Origin of the sequence: Rathayibacter sp. VKM Ac-2803, from assembly GCF_009807175.1 — a bacterium.
Classification (GTDB): domain Bacteria; phylum Actinomycetota; class Actinomycetes; order Actinomycetales; family Microbacteriaceae; genus Rathayibacter.
Genome location: NZ_WUCD01000002.1, coordinates 1 through 13,682, shown reverse-complemented (window position 1 = coordinate 13,682; position 13,682 = coordinate 1). Strand labels below are relative to the sequence as shown.

Sequence of the window (13,682 nt, the reverse complement as noted above, 5' to 3'; positions counted from 1 at the left end):
CAACGAGAACACCAACGGACTGATCCGCGACTTCTATCCCAAGGGCTTCAACTTCAACACGATCACCGACGCCGACCTCGCCGAAACCCAGCGCCTCCTCAACATCCGACCCCGCCAAACCCTCGGATTCCGCAGCCCCACCGCCAAGATGAGAGAACTCATCGCCGTTGCACTAGCCGCTTGAAACCGCCTCCGCGACACGGGGCTTCTCCGACGGATCGATCAGCGAGGGGCGGGCCGCCCCTACTCGACGCGCCCGTCCCTCCGCCAGCGTCAATGCGGGGCTTTGCCCCGCCGCCCCCGAGCGGGCACTGTCGTCCCTGAGCCCCTCACCTCACGGGAGACGCATGGACGACGAGACACTGCTCGCGGCGCTGCACCGCGGCCGCCCGGGCACGATCGCCGAGGCGTCGGTGCTGACCGACCTCGACACGGTCGACCTGCGCGCGGCCGTCGCCCGCCTCCGCGAGCGGGGCCTCGTGCGCGGCGAGGGCGACGCGCTCGTCTACATCCCTCCCGCGGAGTGGGCGTCGGAGGCGATCGCCCGGCACACCGAGGCCGCGCGCGCCGTCACCCGCGGGTCGATGGACGGCATCGAGCGCATCATCGCGGAGCTGCCGTCGCTGCTCGGCGCGTGGTCGGTCGGCGAGTCCTCCGCCGATCTCGTGCCGACCCTTCTGCGGCACGGGACCCACGCCTCCGAGGACCTCTGGTTCGATCTCGTCCGCCGCGACTCCGGAACGCTCGACGCCGTCCTTCCCGACGTCCAGCGGTTCCTCGACCCGCCCACCGAGCGCGCCCAGCGCTTCGGGCAGGCTCTCGTGGCGAAGGACCGGGTGCGCGTCATCATCCCGGCCGGGTCGATCAGCGATCCGCGCGTGCTCGCCCGCGTCGACGACTACCAGAGGGCCGGAGTGCAGTACCGGCTCCTCGAGACCCCGCCGTGCTGGCTCTGGGTCGACGGGGAGCACCTCGCCGTGCCGTTCCAGTGGGGCGAGCCCCGGCCGACGAGCGTCCTGGGTGTCCGGCACCATGCGCTCGCCGGGCTGGTCAGCGCGTACTTCGAGGAGCTGTGGCGGCAGGCGACTCCGGTCGACGCCGTCGAGCAGCCCTGGACCCCGCTGCTCCGCCTCATGCGCACGGGTATCACCCTCGAGACGGCGTCGAACCGCCTCGGGATCAATCCCCGCACCGGCCGCAGGCGCGTCGCCGCCGCCATGGAGCACCACGGCGTCTCGACCCTGTTCGCGCTCGGTGCGGCGTGGGCGGCCGACGGGACAGCGCCCGGCCGTGCCGATCAGCCGAAGAGTGTTCGGGTCACTCCGGGAGACCGGCAGGAACCGACCGGGCGCGATCCAGTGTCCTGAGTCGACCTCGCCCGCGGCAAGCGCCGCTTGCGGACACGTCCTGAAGCGGACGCCGCGGCGGACGCGTAGCAGTGCTGTGCGGACGCCGAGCGGGCGCGACCTCACAGGTGCAGCAGGCTCCAGTCGATGATCACGGCGAGCGCCGTGTAGAGGGCGGCGACCGCTCCGATCGCCTTCCCGGCCCGATCCAGGTCGTCCTGCGGGTTCGGCCGCACGTCCGCGATCACGCGCAGCACCGCCCCGAGCACGGCGATGACCGTGATGGCGAGGATCCACACCTTGAGCGCGAAGTGCGCGTCGGCCGCCATCAGCGTCAGCGATCCCACCGGGATGAGCACCGCGAAGATCGACACCAGCACCAGGAGGCACCCGCGGCGTGTGAGGTCGGTCGGCCCGAAGGAGCCCCCGCGCAGCCATTCGCCGAGCCGGAGCCGCGCAGTCGCGGGCCGCTCCTGCGCGGTCTCGGTCACCGACACGGGGCGAGGGCGACGGGCGGGGACTCGGGTATCACGGCGACTCCTGGGCTCTGTGAACCCCTGATTGTCCCGATCCGACTTCCGCGCGGCAAGATCCGCTTGCGGACACGTCCGGAAGCGGACGCGTCGTTCACCGCGAGTTCGCCCCGTCGAGGCCCTTCGGGGGCGAGGCTGGTGTCATGTCGACGAAGCTGTGGCTCACCCTCGGCGCCGTGGTCGCGGCCGGCCTCGGTGTCGGAGCGCTGGTCGTGTTCTCGTGGGCGATCGACGAGACCCACTTCGACCGGCCCGACGAGGGCTTCGACCGTCTCACCGCGCAGGTCGAGGCCGTGCCGAGCGCGACGGTCGACGGGAGCGAGCGCTGGGTCGAGGTGTCCTCCTTCGTCACGCCGACGTCGTGGATCGGGCTCACCGTCGAGGAGGCGGGCCTGGCTGATCTGCTCGACGTGGCCTGCACGACCGCGTACCCCGACCCGGTCACCTGGTCCGTCCGCGTTCGGACCGACGGCGGGAGCACGGTCTCGGTGCACAGCCCCGCGCAGGGCGCCCGCGCGTCCGCCGGCTGCCCCGACTTCGGACTCGACGTCGAGGGCGTCCTCGACGTGGTCGACAGCACGATGCGCGGAGTCGAGCTGCAGGCGGCGATCCGGGAGGACGGCCGCCTCGCGCTCGTCGCGCTCGAGGAGCCCTCGGGAGGCGTCCGCACGCTCCTGCCGCTCGTCGCCCGCGCCGAGGATCTGCGCGACGCGGCGGGGCTCGACGCGACCCGCCTCGTCGAGGTCAACTCCGCCACTCTCATCCTCGTGGTCGAGCCGGGGGAGCAGGAGCGCTACGGCACCGTGCTCGACCGCCTCGTCGAGGACCACGGCGTCACCAGCTTCTGGGCCGACGGCGGCGGCACCCCGATCGACGGCGTCGACAAGGTGCAGATCGTCGCGCCCGACGCCGAGCACGACGCGATCGAGGAGGCCCTCCGCGACTCCGACCTGCACGTCGCCGACCTGCCGGTGCGCTTCCTGCCGCTGGAGCCCTGACGGGCGCGGGGGAGCGAGCATGCTGCTCGAGCCCGCAGCGCAGGAAGGCATGCTGCTCGAGCCCGCAGTCCAGAAGAGCATGCTGGTCGAGTAGCCCCGCAGGGGCGTATCGAGACCCACGACCGTCAGCAGACAGGTCTCGTGACCCGGCCTTCTGACGCCGGTGGATCTCGATACGCCCGCTGCGCGGGCTACTCGATCAGCAGGGAGGGGCCTCAGGCAAGAGGTCACTCCGATCAGCGAGGAAGGGCCGCAGGCAGGAGGTCACTCCGATCGGCGAGGAAGGGCCACCTGCGCTCTTGCCACTGCGATCAGCGAGGCGGGGCCGCGCGCGGGCAGGCCACTCCGATCGGGTCGCGAGCGGGTGCTCCGCGCTCAGGGGATGAGCCGCCGGTCGCGGAGGTCCTGGAAGATCCGCAGGAACATCGCCTCGGTGTCGACGTACTCGTGGAAGCCCGCCCGCCGCGACTTCGACGTGTCGGCGATGACGTCGTAGTCCCAGCCGAAGACGAAGTCGCCGAACGGCCACGAGGACACGTCGGAGTACGGGGTCGGGACGAGCCCGTACCGGCGGGTCATCTCCTCCCACAGCGGCCCCTTGTCGGCCATCGCCTCGGTCAGGCTCATCGGCAGCGGAGGGGCGGTGTCGAGGTCGAAGAACCTCGCGAGGGCGGGCCACATCGCCGACCAGCGGAACAGGTCGCCGTTGGTGATGTTGTAGGCCTGGTTCGCGGACTCGGGAGTCGTGGCCGCCCAGGTGATCGCCTTCGAGAGCAGGTCGGCGTCGGTCATCTCGATCAGTGAGGTGTACGCGCCGGGGGTGCCCGGGAAGCGCAGCGGGACATCGAGCTCTTTGCTGATCGACGCGTAGATCGCGATGACCAGGGCGAGGTTCATCGGGTTGCCGAGCCCGACTCCGGCGACCACCGAGGGGCGCAGCGCCGACCACGACCAGGTGGCGCCCGCCTGACGGCGCTCGAGGAACCGCTGCTGGTCGACATTGAACTCGGGAGGCATGTGCGGCGGATCGTCCTCCTTCGCCGGCGTCGCGAAGGGCCCGAGGTGGGCGCCGTAGACCTTGTACCCCTGCAGCAGGCCGATGTGCTCGAGCTGCGGGGCGACGGGCTCGATCGCGTCGACGACGTTCGTCAGCATCGCGACGTTCGGCTCGACGAGCTCGGCCCAGGTCGGCCGGTCCTGGTAGGCGGCGTAGAAGACGTGGGTCACCTCCGTCAGATCCCGCAGAGCCTCCGCCGTCGCCGCGCGGTCGAGCAGGTCGACCGACCGGTGCCGGACGGCTCCCGCGTCGACTCCGCCGCGGCGGGAGAGCCCGATGACGCGCCAGCCGCCCTCCCGCTCGAGGTGCTCGACCAGGTTGCCCCCGATCACTCCGCGTGCCCCGACCACCAGTGCTGTCCGCTCGGTCATTCCGCCTCCATCGTTGAATCGTGATTTACCGATCTAAGGAGTAGCACAGCATCGGTTCATCGCGATACTCCGATATGCTCGAACCGTGACGGAGTGGACGGACGAGCAGATGGTGGCGGCCTTCAAGGCCCTCGGCCACCCGACCCGGCTCGCGATCCTCGGCTGGCTCGGCGAGCCCGGGACGTTCCCGCCGCAGGACCGGCCTGCCGAGGAGGTCGGTGTCTGCCTGAAGCACATCCAGGCCCGGGCCGAGGTCTCGCAGTCGACGGCCTCGCAGTTCATGGCGACCCTGCAGCGGGCCGGCCTCGTGACCTGCACGCGGATCGGCCAGTGGTCGCACTACCGCCGCAACCAGGAGGCCCTCGCCTCGCTCGGGCACGGGCTCGTCACGCGCGTCTGACCGCTCCGGATCCCACGCGGTCCGATCCGATCGGCGCCCCTGCCGCCGCAGCCGCCGCGGGGCTACCATCCGAGGGCGCGGGCGCACCGGGGCGCCTCCGACGGACGAGGAGAGCGACCGTGTCGATCATCGTGACTGTTCCCGAATCGGAGGCGGCGGGGCCGGTGGCCGAGCTCTACGCCGACGACGTGGACGCCCAGGGGTACGTGGCGGCTCACACGAAGGTCCTGGGCCTGAACCCCGGTGCCCTCCTCGCCTGGAACGAGCTGAGCCGGGCGATCACCGTGCAGATGGACCGGCGTCGCTACGAGCTCGTGACCCTCGCCGCCGCCCGCGGGGCGCGATCGGCGCACTGCCTGCTCGCCCACGGTCGCGTCGCGTCGCGCTACCTCTCGGAGGAGCAGCTGATCCGCCTCGCGCGGGGCGACCTCCGCGGCGCCGGTCTCACTCCGGCCGAGGTGGCGATGATGGAGTTCGCGGAGCGGGTCAGCCGGGACGCCGCCGACATGACGGAGGCGGACGGCCTCCGGCTGCGCGAGGCCGGCTTCACCGACCGCGAGATCGTCGACATCGCGCTGGCCGCCGCGGCCCGCAACTTCTACAGCCGGGCGGTGCAGGCGCTCGCCGTCGAGGTCGAGCCGCCCGCCGACGTGAGCGCCGAGCTGCGGGCGGCCCTCGTCGACGGGCTGTAGCTCACGCCGCGGGCGCGAGACCGAGCTGCTTCAGGATGCCGAGCTCGTCGCTGCTGCCCCAGCGCTCGGCGAGCCTGCCGTCGACGAAGCTGCTGATCTGCATGCCGCGGATCGAGATGGCCCTGCCGGTCGGCTCGAAGCCCTGGAACACGCCGGTGTGCGTGCCGGTGAGCGTGTAGGCGAAGGCGACGCTGTCCTCGTCGGCGACGAGCTTCTCGACCGCGAGCGCCATGTCGGGGAACGCGGTGCGCAGCTCGCCGAAGAAGGCGGCGTACCCCTCGGGCCCCGCGGCCTGGCCGGGCGCCGGGTCGTGGTCGACCGAATCGGGCGCGACGAGCTCGTCGAACGCGGCGAAGTCTCCGGCGTTGACCGCCTCGCCGAACGCCTGCTGGGATGCGATGTTCTTCTCGCGACTCATGTGCTCTCACCTGTTCTGCACCCGTCGGGTGCCTCGTCGGACGGTGCCGATCGCAGGCGACGGTACGCAGTTCCTCCGCGTCGGCACAGGTCCTTGCGCGCTCGCGCTCTTCCGCTCGATAGCCACCGGCGGACTCCCAGTCAGGCTCGCCGTCGGACGTCAGAGGAGGTCGAGCCCGCCCCAGTCGAGGATCACCGCGAGCGCCGTGAAGAGGGCGGCGACCGCTCCGATCAGCTTGCCGGCCCGGTCGAGATCGCCCCGGGGCGTCGGCCGTGCATCGGCGACGACGCGCAGCGCCGCCCCGACGAGGGCGACCACCGTGACGGCGAGCACCGACACCTTGAGCGCGAGGTGCACCTCGACCGACATCAGCGTCAGGCCCACGACCGGGACGACGACGAGGACGACCGAGACGAGGACCAGCAGCACGCCGCGGCGGGACAGCTCGGTCGGACCGAACGCGCCCCCACGGAGCCAGGCGCGCAGACCGACTCGCGCGCTCGTGTCGGTGGCGGGCGAGTCGGAGGCGCTGCGCGAGTCGGAGGTGCCGGGCGGGATGGTGGTCAACGGCGTCGCTCCTGTCAGCGCACGCGCCTGCGACCCGAGGTCGCGGAGCACGTGCCACCCAGAGTCTCGCGACGCTCGCGCCGGCGGGCAAGAGCCGCTTCCGGACAGGTCCTGAAGCGGACGCCGCGTCAGCCCCGGGCGGCCTTCACGTACGCGACGACCGCGTTCGCGTGCCCGTGGCCCATCCCGTGCTCGGACTTGAGCCACGCCACGACCTGCATGTGCGGGACCTCGTCGAGCTTCGCGTTCGCGAGGTCGAGCCACTCCTGGATCGGTCGCCCGTACGTGCTCTCGATGCTCGCGAAGTACGACGCGGGCCCCTTCGGCTTCGATCCATCGGCGGGCGGCTCGGGGCGAGGACTCGTGCGCTCATGCGGTCACCGTAGCGCCGGCTGCGGCGTCACCGCGCCCCCAGGACCGCGGCCAGCACGACGTCGAGCGCTCCCCGCTGACGGTCGGGCGTCCACGAGTCGGCGTCACCGGCGGCGAGGGTCGAGATACCCTCCACCGCGGAGGCGAGGGCTGCGGCTCGGTCCGGAGCGTCCGGTCGCGGGCCGTCGATCGCCTCGAGCAGCCCCTCGAGGCGCTCGACGAACGCTCGGCTGTGGACGGCGTGGCGCTCGGCGAGGATCGGGTCGCTGAGCGCGGCCGAGAGGAATCCGATCCACGCCCGCGCCTCGGCGAGCCCCGCGGGGTCGGTGGGAAGTGCCGCAGAGGCGACGGCACGCAGAGCGGCCTCCGGATCGAGGTCGTCGGTCGTCAGCGCGTCGAACCGGAGACGAGTGCGCTCGTGGAGGACGTCGCGGGCGTGCAGGAGCAGCGCTCGCTTGTCGCGGAACGTGTGCAGGACGAGGCCGGTCGTGCAGTCGGCGCGCTCCGCGACGGCTCGGAGGGTCAGTCCGACGGCTCCGCGTTCGGCGAGCGTCGCGAAGACCGCCTCCGACAGCTTCTCCTGGATCGCCGTCTCGTCGCGTGCTCTCGCCATGCAGAGAAGCGTAACGCCTGTTACCGTAACGCTTGTTATCGGCAAGCACGGACCCATTCCCCGGAGGGCGACCATGACCTGGCAGATCACACCCGTGCCGTTCGACCACCCCGACGCGGAGTGGCTGCGCGGCGAGCAGCGCCGTGAGCTGGATGCGCGCTACGGCAGCGACGACCACGAGCCGGGCACCGTCCCCTCGGCGGGCGACGTGCCGGTGTTCCTCGTCGCCACGACGCCGGAGGGGAGGCCGGTCGGGTGCGGAGGCCTGCGCCCGCTCCCCGATGCGGTCGTCGGCCCCGGCGGCATCGAGATCAAGCGGATGTACGTCGTCCCCGGGATGCGCGGGACCGGCCTCGCGGTCGCTGTGCTACGGGCACTGGAGTCGAGCGCACGGCAGCTCGGCGCCGAGCGTCTGGTCCTCGAGACCGGCACCCGGCAGCCCGACGCCATCCGGTTCTACGAGCGCGAGGGCTACGAGAGCATCCCGCTGTTCGGGTCGTACGTCGATTCGGCCGAGTCGCTCTGCTTCGCGCGCAGCCTCCTCGCCGGCTGACGCGCGGCGGGGTCAGCCGCGGATCAGGCCCAGGTCCAGGACGCGAGGACGGACTCAGCGAGGTCCTGGCGGGCGTCGTCGTCGACGGTCGGGCTGAACGAGAACGTCACGACGTAGGTCTGGTCGTCCTGGGTGAGGTAGTACTGCTCGATGCTGTACGACGCGCCCTGGGCGGTCAGCGCGCCGCTCAGGTGGGCCGACTCCGTGCCGGCGACCTGGACGCGGTCCTCGACCTCGACGTCGGTCGCGCCGGCGCCGGTGAGCTCGTCCACTCCGGTCGACTCGATCTGCTCGGCGGTGACGGCTCCGGCGGGGCTCAGGACGACGTTCACGTTGTCCGAGAAGCCGTCGGTGTCGGTCAGGTCGGCGGCGAGGGTGTCCGCGCCGATCGAGGAGGGGTCGGTGTCGGGGATGTCCCAGCCGTCCGGGACGGCGTAGGTGTAGCCGTCGCCGGTGATCTCCACTCCGGCGGCCGGGGCCGCCTCGAGCTCCTCGACGTCCGAGCCGCTGCCCGCGGAGGTGCAGCCGGTCAGGAGGAGGGCGAGGGCGGCGGTGGCACCGAGGCGCAGGGATCGAGACATGCCTCCACAGTAAACCCACAGCTGCTCGCCCATCGGGGCGGGGGTGCCGCTCCGAAGGAGTACGGGAACCAGCGAGAGGAGAAGCAGTGGTCTTCAGCAATCGACGATGGCACGTCACCACGATCATCGCGCGCGTCCGCGCCTCGACATCGATCGGAGCCGCCGGCCTCGACGCCGCGGCTCGCGCCACCTGGAAGCTCGAGGTGCTCCGGATCGCCGACGGAGTCGACGCGGGCCGGATCAGCAACGACGAGGCGGTGCTCGCCTTCACGCGCATCGCGGAGTTCGCCGAGACGGGCCCGCGGGGCTCGCTCGGCCCGGCGATGGGCGCGTAGCGCGAGCGCGGCACCACCGCGTCCGACGACGCTCCGCTACAGGATCGAGTAGACCGTGTGGAAGACGGCGGCGGCCAGCGCCGTGACCGCGAGGGCGGCGAGCACCGTGAGGGGCCGGGGGCGCCTCCGGATCACCGCGAGCACCAGGAAGCCCGTGCCGAGGACGATCTGCAGCCACCAGTAGACCGAGCCCGTGGTGTCGGCGACGGCGCCGAGCGCCCAGATCCCCTCGCCGATCAGCACGCCCGAGAGCGGGGCGACCGCGAGCACCCGCCACGGAGTCGTCCCGTGCAGGGTGAGGGCGGCGGCGGCCCCCAGGATCGGCCCGGCCGGCACCGCGAGCAGCCAGAAGACGTCCGTGAACGGGGGCGAGTAGCCGAAGCCGCGCGCGCCGGTGACGAGGTCGTAGCCCTCGAGCAGCGCCCAGAACGCCAGCAGCCCGAGCAGGGCGGCCGGTACCGGGCGTGCCCGGCCGAGCCGCACCAGAGCGAACACGAGCATCGACCAGCCGCCCGAGGAGTTGGCGAACGACGTCAAGGAGGACGGCAGCCAGGTCTGCAGGACGCTGGTCAGCGCGCCGAGGACGAGCCCTCCGACGAGGGCGACGGCGAGGGGACGCAGCAGGGTGGAGCGGGCGGCGGGAGCAGGGGGCATGGGTCGATCCTGCGGTGGCGCGGGCCGCGGCGGATCAGGGACAACCCTGATCTCCACCCCCCGAGATGGGCATCCTCGCTCTCGCGCGAGAAATCCTCGCAGCACTAGGGCAGACTCGGGCCTGCTTCTCGCCCTGCTCCATCGACCCCGAGGACTCCGATGGACAGCGCCACTCCGTTCGGCGCGTGGGCGCGCGCACGGTGGGCCGATCTCGGTGCGTCGCCGCCCGGGCGACGGGTCCCGGGCAGCGTGACGGTGTTCGTCGCGGTGGTCGTCCTCGGCGCTCTCGCGTCGGTCGTCTCCGTCTCGTCGGGCGCGGGGATCGCCTATCGCGACGAGCAGCTGCACCTCAGCATCGCCCGGCGCCTCTTCGACAGCGCGTCTCCCGGGTTCCAGCAGCTGGGCACTGTCTGGCTCCCGGTGCCCCACCTGATCCTCGCTCCGTTCGTGATCGACTTCGAGTGGTGGGTCAGCGGAGCCGGCGCCGCGATCGTCGGGACCCTCTGCCTCGGGCTCTCCGCCTCCGCCCTCTACCGCATCGCCGCGCGGATGCGCTCCGGGCGCACGGCCCGCCTCGCGACGGTCGCGGCCTTCGTCAGCAGCCCCGCCGTGCTCTACGTGTTCACGACTCCACTCACCGAGCCGGTGCTGATCGCGGGCCTGCTCGGCTGCGTCGCCGGGCTCGCCCGCTGGGTCACGGCCCGCCGCCGGCACTCGATCGGCGAGACGGCGGTCTTCTGCGGGATCCCGCTCGCGATCGCGGTGATGTCGCGCTACGAGGGCTGGGCGCTGCTCGCGGGCGGGGCGGTGCTCGTGGCCGTGGTGTCCTTCCGCCGCGACCGCCGGATCGGCGCGGCGGTCGCGTCGGCATTCGGGCTGGCCCTCCCGTCCCTGGCGGCGATCGCGTGGTGGCTGGCCTACAACACGGCGATCTACGGCAATCCGCTCGAGTTCGCGAACGGCCCCTTCTCGGCGGCCGAGCTGCAGCGGGGCATCACGGAGGCGGGCCTCGTCACCACCGCGGGCGACCCGGGCATCGCGGTGTACGTCTACGTCTGGAGCATCGTCCAGGCCTACGGCCCGGCGAGCGTCGTGCTGGCCGCTCTGGGCGCGGCGGCGCTCGCCGTGCGCGACGGGCTCTCGGACCGCTTCCTCCTGCTCGCCCTGACCGGGGTGCCCGCGCTGTTCTCTCTCGTCAGCCTGGCCGCGGGGCAGTCGGTCATCTACAGCGACCACACCCTGCCGACGGGCTGGTGGAACACCCGCTACGCCCTGGTCGCCGGACTCGTCACCTCGGTCATGATCGGCTACCTGGTGCAGACGGTCATCGAGGCGCGGAGCCGCGTCGCCGGGCGGGCGTTCCGCGCCGTGGTCGGTGCCGCGGTGCTCGCCGGACTCACCGGCCAATCGGTGTGGATGCTGGGGGAGCCCGAGCGGGTCGCGGTGCTCGCCGAAGCCGCCGACCAGCGCGTCGCGTTCGCCGACCTCCGCCGCTCCTTCACCTGGCTCGGCCGGCAGTACGAGGGCGGCGGGATCCTCGTGGACGAGAGCCAGAACCCCTTCGTCCTCGACCTCCGCCTCCCCCTCGTCGAGCTCGTCGACTACGCGGCGGGCGAGGCCTTCGTCCGCGCGCAGGAGGACCCGGCGGGCGCCGTCGAGTGGATCCTCCTGAACGAGGACAACGAGGCGGACACGATCACGAGGGTCCTCTCGCGGCACCCCGAGAGGCTCGACCGGTTCGCGCTCGTCCACTCCGACGGGCCCTACCGCATCTACCGGAGGTGGTGACGGGCCGGGCGCCGCGGGGGTGTTCACTGGAGCGATGACCGATCGCGCCGACCACATCGCCGACTTCGCCGAGTTCCTCACGGCCTCCCCCTCCTCGTACCACGCCGCGGCAGAGACGGCGCGGCGGCTCGGGGCCGCCGGATTCGCGGGAGTGGACGAGACGCAGGCGTGGCCCACCGCCCCCGGTCGCTACGTCGTGGTCCGCGACGGAGCCGTCATCGCCTGGCACCTGCCGGCGGAGGCCGACGCGCTGACGCCGTTCCGCATCCTGGGCGCGCACACCGACTCGCCGGGCTTCAAGGTCAAGCCGAAGGCGACGATCGGCTCGAAGGGCTGGCTGCAGGCCGGCGTCGAGATCTACGGCGGTCCGCTGCTCAACTCGTGGCTCGACCGCGAGCTCGAGCTGGCCGGCCGCCTCGTGACGCGCGACGGTGCGGAGCTGCTCGTGCGCACGGGCCCGTTCCTGCGCATCCCCCAGCTCGCCGTCCACCTCGACCGCGAGGTGAACGACGGCCTGACGCTCGACCGGCAGAAGCACACCGTCCCGGTGCTCGGCGTGGGCGACGCCGCGGACGTCGACCTGCTCGGTCTGCTGGCCGCCCGGGCCGGGCTCGACGACGCCTCGGACGTCGTCGGCTACGACCTCGTCACCGCCGACACGCAGCCGCCCCGACGCTTCGGCCTCGACGACGCGCTCTTCGCCGCCGGCCGCATGGACGACCTCAGCTCCGTGCACGCCGGTCTCGTCGCGCTGCTCGCCGCGAGCTCCGGGCCGCAGCCGGCGTCGGGCCACATCAGCGTGCTCGCCGCGTTCGACCACGAAGAGCTCGGCTCGGCGACCCGCTCCGGCGCGAGCGGCCCGTTCCTCGAGGACGTGCTGAACCGGATCGGCGCGGCGCTCGGGGCCGGCGTCGACGAGCGCGCCCGGGCGATCGCCGGGTCGTGGTGCCTCTCGGCGGACGCGGGGCACTCGGTGCACCCGAACTACCCCGAGAAGCACGACCCGGTGAACCAGCCGGTGGCGGGCGGGGGTCCGCTGCTCAAGATCAACGCCTCGCAGCGCTACGCGACCGATGCGCGGGGCGCGGCGCTCTGGGCCGGCCTCTGCGCCCGGGCCGGCGTCGAGTACCAGGAGTTCGTCTCGAACAACACCGTCCCGTGCGGCTCGACGATCGGGCCGCTCACCGCGACCCGGCTCGGGATCGCGACCGTCGACGTGGGCGTGCCGCTGCTCTCGATGCACTCCGCGCGCGAGCTCGCGCACGTCGACGACCTGGTCGCGCTGGCGACGGTGATCGAGGAGTTCTTCCGCCCGACGGAGTGACTCCGGGGTCGACTGGTGAGGGAGGAGTCGGTGCGGCTCGCCTTCCATGCTGGTCGAGTAGCCCCGCAGGGGCGTATCGAGACCCGGCAACTTCAGGAGATCGGCCTTCTGACCTGGACTTCTGACGAGGTGGATCTCGATACGCCTGCTGCGCGGGCTACTCGATCAGCGAGCTTGCAGCCACACCCGTGGGGTGACTTCTCCTTAGAGACCGACCAGCGTCAGCAGAGCGGTCGTCAGATCCGCACTTCTGACGCTGGTTGTTCTCGATACGCCGGCTCCGCGGGCTGCGGGCTCGATCAGCGAGGAAGCGGCGGTGGCCCGGTTCGCGCGCGAACTGCCCCTCCTCCAGCGGCGGATGCCCGAGGTGACGGGACGCGTGCCGGTCTGCCCGGTAGGCCGTGACCGCCGACTCGTCGTCCGTCGTGAGAGGGCGCAGGCGGAGCCGCCGCGTGACGAGATCGACCGGGGCTCCCATGCATTCAGGCCAGGGTGGGGATCGCTCGTCATCCCGCGCGCACCGAGAGGTTCTCGCCGAGCTGCGTCCAGTCGTCTCCTGTGGCGTCCTCGGGAACCGCGCCGTCCGGGTGGATGCGCACGGTCCACTCGTTCTGCTTCGACACCGTGTCTCCGCAGCCGCTCTCCAATCCGTCGTCGGAGTGGACGACGACGCAGTGACTCCCGCTGTCGATCCCGCTCGCCACGTAGACGTCGAGTCCGTCGACCGTTCCGGCGTAGCGGACCGTCTCCGGATCGAGCCCTTCGCCGACCCTGCCGAGGAAGGGGAGGACGTCCCGCTGCTCCTGAACGCGGTCGTAGTCGGAGAACGTGGTCGCGTTCTGCTCGACGCAGCCGGCGAGCAGTGGGAGCACCGCCACGACTGTGGCGATCCTCGCTGTCGTGCGCCTCTGACTCCACGCTTCACGATGCACAGCGGCCCCCCGTCGCTCCGGCTCACTCTACGACTCCGACGAGAAGCGACCTCCTGCGCTCGGCCCGCGCCCTGCTGATCGGGCCCGCCGCCAGCGCAACGGGCGCACTGCTCGCGGATCGATCCGGCGAAGATGCTCCGTCTCAGTG

Annotated in this window: 16 protein-coding genes and 2 pseudogenes; 9 read left to right on the top strand and 9 right to left on the bottom strand. The window is 72.2% G+C overall.

Features of this window, described 5'->3' with window-relative positions:
- Positions 1–184: pseudogene (locus GRS96_RS18880) on the top strand (IS30 family transposase); the annotation flags it as partial.
- A 163-nt stretch (positions 185–347) separates the two neighbouring features.
- Positions 348–1,367 (top strand): hypothetical protein, encoded by a 1,020-nt coding sequence (locus GRS96_RS18875; RefSeq protein WP_159989418.1) that lies wholly within the window; start codon positions 348–350, stop codon positions 1,365–1,367.
- A gap of 101 nt (positions 1,368–1,468) precedes the next feature.
- Here GRS96_RS18875 and GRS96_RS18870 read toward each other — a convergent pair whose 3' ends face one another.
- A complete protein-coding gene (locus tag GRS96_RS18870) occupies positions 1,469–1,843 on the bottom strand; it encodes a hypothetical protein (RefSeq protein ID WP_159853107.1) in 375 nt (124 codons plus the stop codon).
- Between the two features lie 179 nt (positions 1,844–2,022).
- Here GRS96_RS18870 and GRS96_RS18865 point away from each other — a divergent pair, with 179 nt between their 5' ends.
- A complete protein-coding gene (locus tag GRS96_RS18865; RefSeq protein ID WP_159853106.1) occupies positions 2,023–2,877 on the top strand; it encodes a hypothetical protein in 855 nt (284 codons plus the stop codon).
- Between the two features lie 375 nt (positions 2,878–3,252).
- On the opposite strand, the gene GRS96_RS18860 is transcribed toward GRS96_RS18865, so the two are convergent.
- The gene (locus GRS96_RS18860; RefSeq protein WP_159989417.1) at positions 3,253–4,305 is read right to left on the bottom strand and encodes an SDR family oxidoreductase; all 1,053 of its coding nucleotides are present in this window, start codon (positions 4,303–4,305) and stop codon (positions 3,253–3,255) included.
- 85 nt (positions 4,306–4,390) lie between these two features.
- Here GRS96_RS18860 and GRS96_RS18855 point away from each other — a divergent pair, with 85 nt between their 5' ends.
- Complete coding sequence (locus tag GRS96_RS18855) at positions 4,391–4,705, top strand: ArsR/SmtB family transcription factor (RefSeq protein WP_236553708.1); 315 nt, start codon at positions 4,391–4,393, stop codon at positions 4,703–4,705.
- 119 nt (positions 4,706–4,824) lie between these two features.
- Positions 4,825–5,397, top strand: coding sequence for a carboxymuconolactone decarboxylase family protein (locus tag GRS96_RS18850; protein ID WP_159853102.1), 573 nt, complete (start codon positions 4,825–4,827; stop codon positions 5,395–5,397).
- A 1-nt stretch (position 5,398) separates the two neighbouring features.
- Here GRS96_RS18850 and GRS96_RS18845 read toward each other — a convergent pair whose 3' ends face one another.
- From GRS96_RS18845 to GRS96_RS18830, 4 genes and pseudogenes are all read right to left on the bottom strand, one after another.
- Complete coding sequence (locus GRS96_RS18845) at positions 5,399–5,815, bottom strand: ester cyclase (RefSeq protein ID WP_159853100.1); 417 nt, start codon at positions 5,813–5,815, stop codon at positions 5,399–5,401.
- 159 nt (positions 5,816–5,974) lie between these two features.
- Positions 5,975–6,382: a hypothetical protein gene (locus tag GRS96_RS18840; RefSeq protein ID WP_159853098.1), complete on the bottom strand. Its 408-nt coding sequence runs from the start codon at positions 6,380–6,382 to the stop codon at positions 5,975–5,977.
- Between the two features lie 128 nt (positions 6,383–6,510).
- Positions 6,511–6,690, bottom strand: a pseudogene (locus tag GRS96_RS18835) (DUF4287 domain-containing protein); the annotation flags it as partial.
- A 92-nt stretch (positions 6,691–6,782) separates the two neighbouring features.
- Positions 6,783–7,367: a TetR/AcrR family transcriptional regulator gene (locus GRS96_RS18830; RefSeq protein ID WP_159989416.1), complete on the bottom strand. Its 585-nt coding sequence runs from the start codon at positions 7,365–7,367 to the stop codon at positions 6,783–6,785.
- 73 nt (positions 7,368–7,440) lie between these two features.
- Here GRS96_RS18830 and GRS96_RS18825 point away from each other — a divergent pair, with 73 nt between their 5' ends.
- Positions 7,441–7,920, top strand: a complete 480-nt coding sequence (locus GRS96_RS18825; RefSeq protein WP_159989415.1) for a GNAT family N-acetyltransferase — start codon at positions 7,441–7,443, stop codon at positions 7,918–7,920.
- 23 nt (positions 7,921–7,943) lie between these two features.
- On the opposite strand, the gene GRS96_RS18820 is transcribed toward GRS96_RS18825, so the two are convergent.
- Positions 7,944–8,501: a hypothetical protein gene (locus GRS96_RS18820; RefSeq protein ID WP_159989414.1), complete on the bottom strand. Its 558-nt coding sequence runs from the start codon at positions 8,499–8,501 to the stop codon at positions 7,944–7,946.
- An 86-nt stretch (positions 8,502–8,587) separates the two neighbouring features.
- On the opposite strand from GRS96_RS18820, the gene GRS96_RS18815 reads away from it, so the two are divergent.
- Positions 8,588–8,836, top strand: a complete 249-nt coding sequence (locus GRS96_RS18815; protein ID WP_159989413.1) for a hypothetical protein — start codon at positions 8,588–8,590, stop codon at positions 8,834–8,836.
- Positions 8,837–8,872: 36 nt separating this feature from the next.
- Here the strand turns inward: GRS96_RS18815 and GRS96_RS18810 are convergent, their stop codons facing one another.
- Complete coding sequence (locus GRS96_RS18810) at positions 8,873–9,490, bottom strand: DUF6518 family protein (RefSeq protein WP_159989412.1); 618 nt, start codon at positions 9,488–9,490, stop codon at positions 8,873–8,875.
- A 159-nt stretch (positions 9,491–9,649) separates the two neighbouring features.
- Here GRS96_RS18810 and GRS96_RS18805 point away from each other — a divergent pair, with 159 nt between their 5' ends.
- Positions 9,650–11,278, top strand: coding sequence for a hypothetical protein (locus GRS96_RS18805; RefSeq protein WP_159853087.1), 1,629 nt, complete (start codon positions 9,650–9,652; stop codon positions 11,276–11,278).
- 34 nt (positions 11,279–11,312) lie between these two features.
- Positions 11,313–12,602 carry a M18 family aminopeptidase gene (locus GRS96_RS18800; protein ID WP_159853086.1) on the top strand — a complete coding sequence of 430 codons (1,290 nt, stop codon included), beginning with the start codon at positions 11,313–11,315 and terminating at the stop codon, positions 12,600–12,602.
- A gap of 506 nt (positions 12,603–13,108) precedes the next feature.
- Here the strand turns inward: GRS96_RS18800 and GRS96_RS18795 are convergent.
- On the bottom strand, positions 13,109–13,480 hold the full coding sequence (locus tag GRS96_RS18795; protein WP_159853085.1) for a hypothetical protein: 372 nt from the start codon (positions 13,478–13,480) through the stop codon (positions 13,109–13,111).
- Positions 13,481–13,682: the final 202 nt, after the last annotated feature.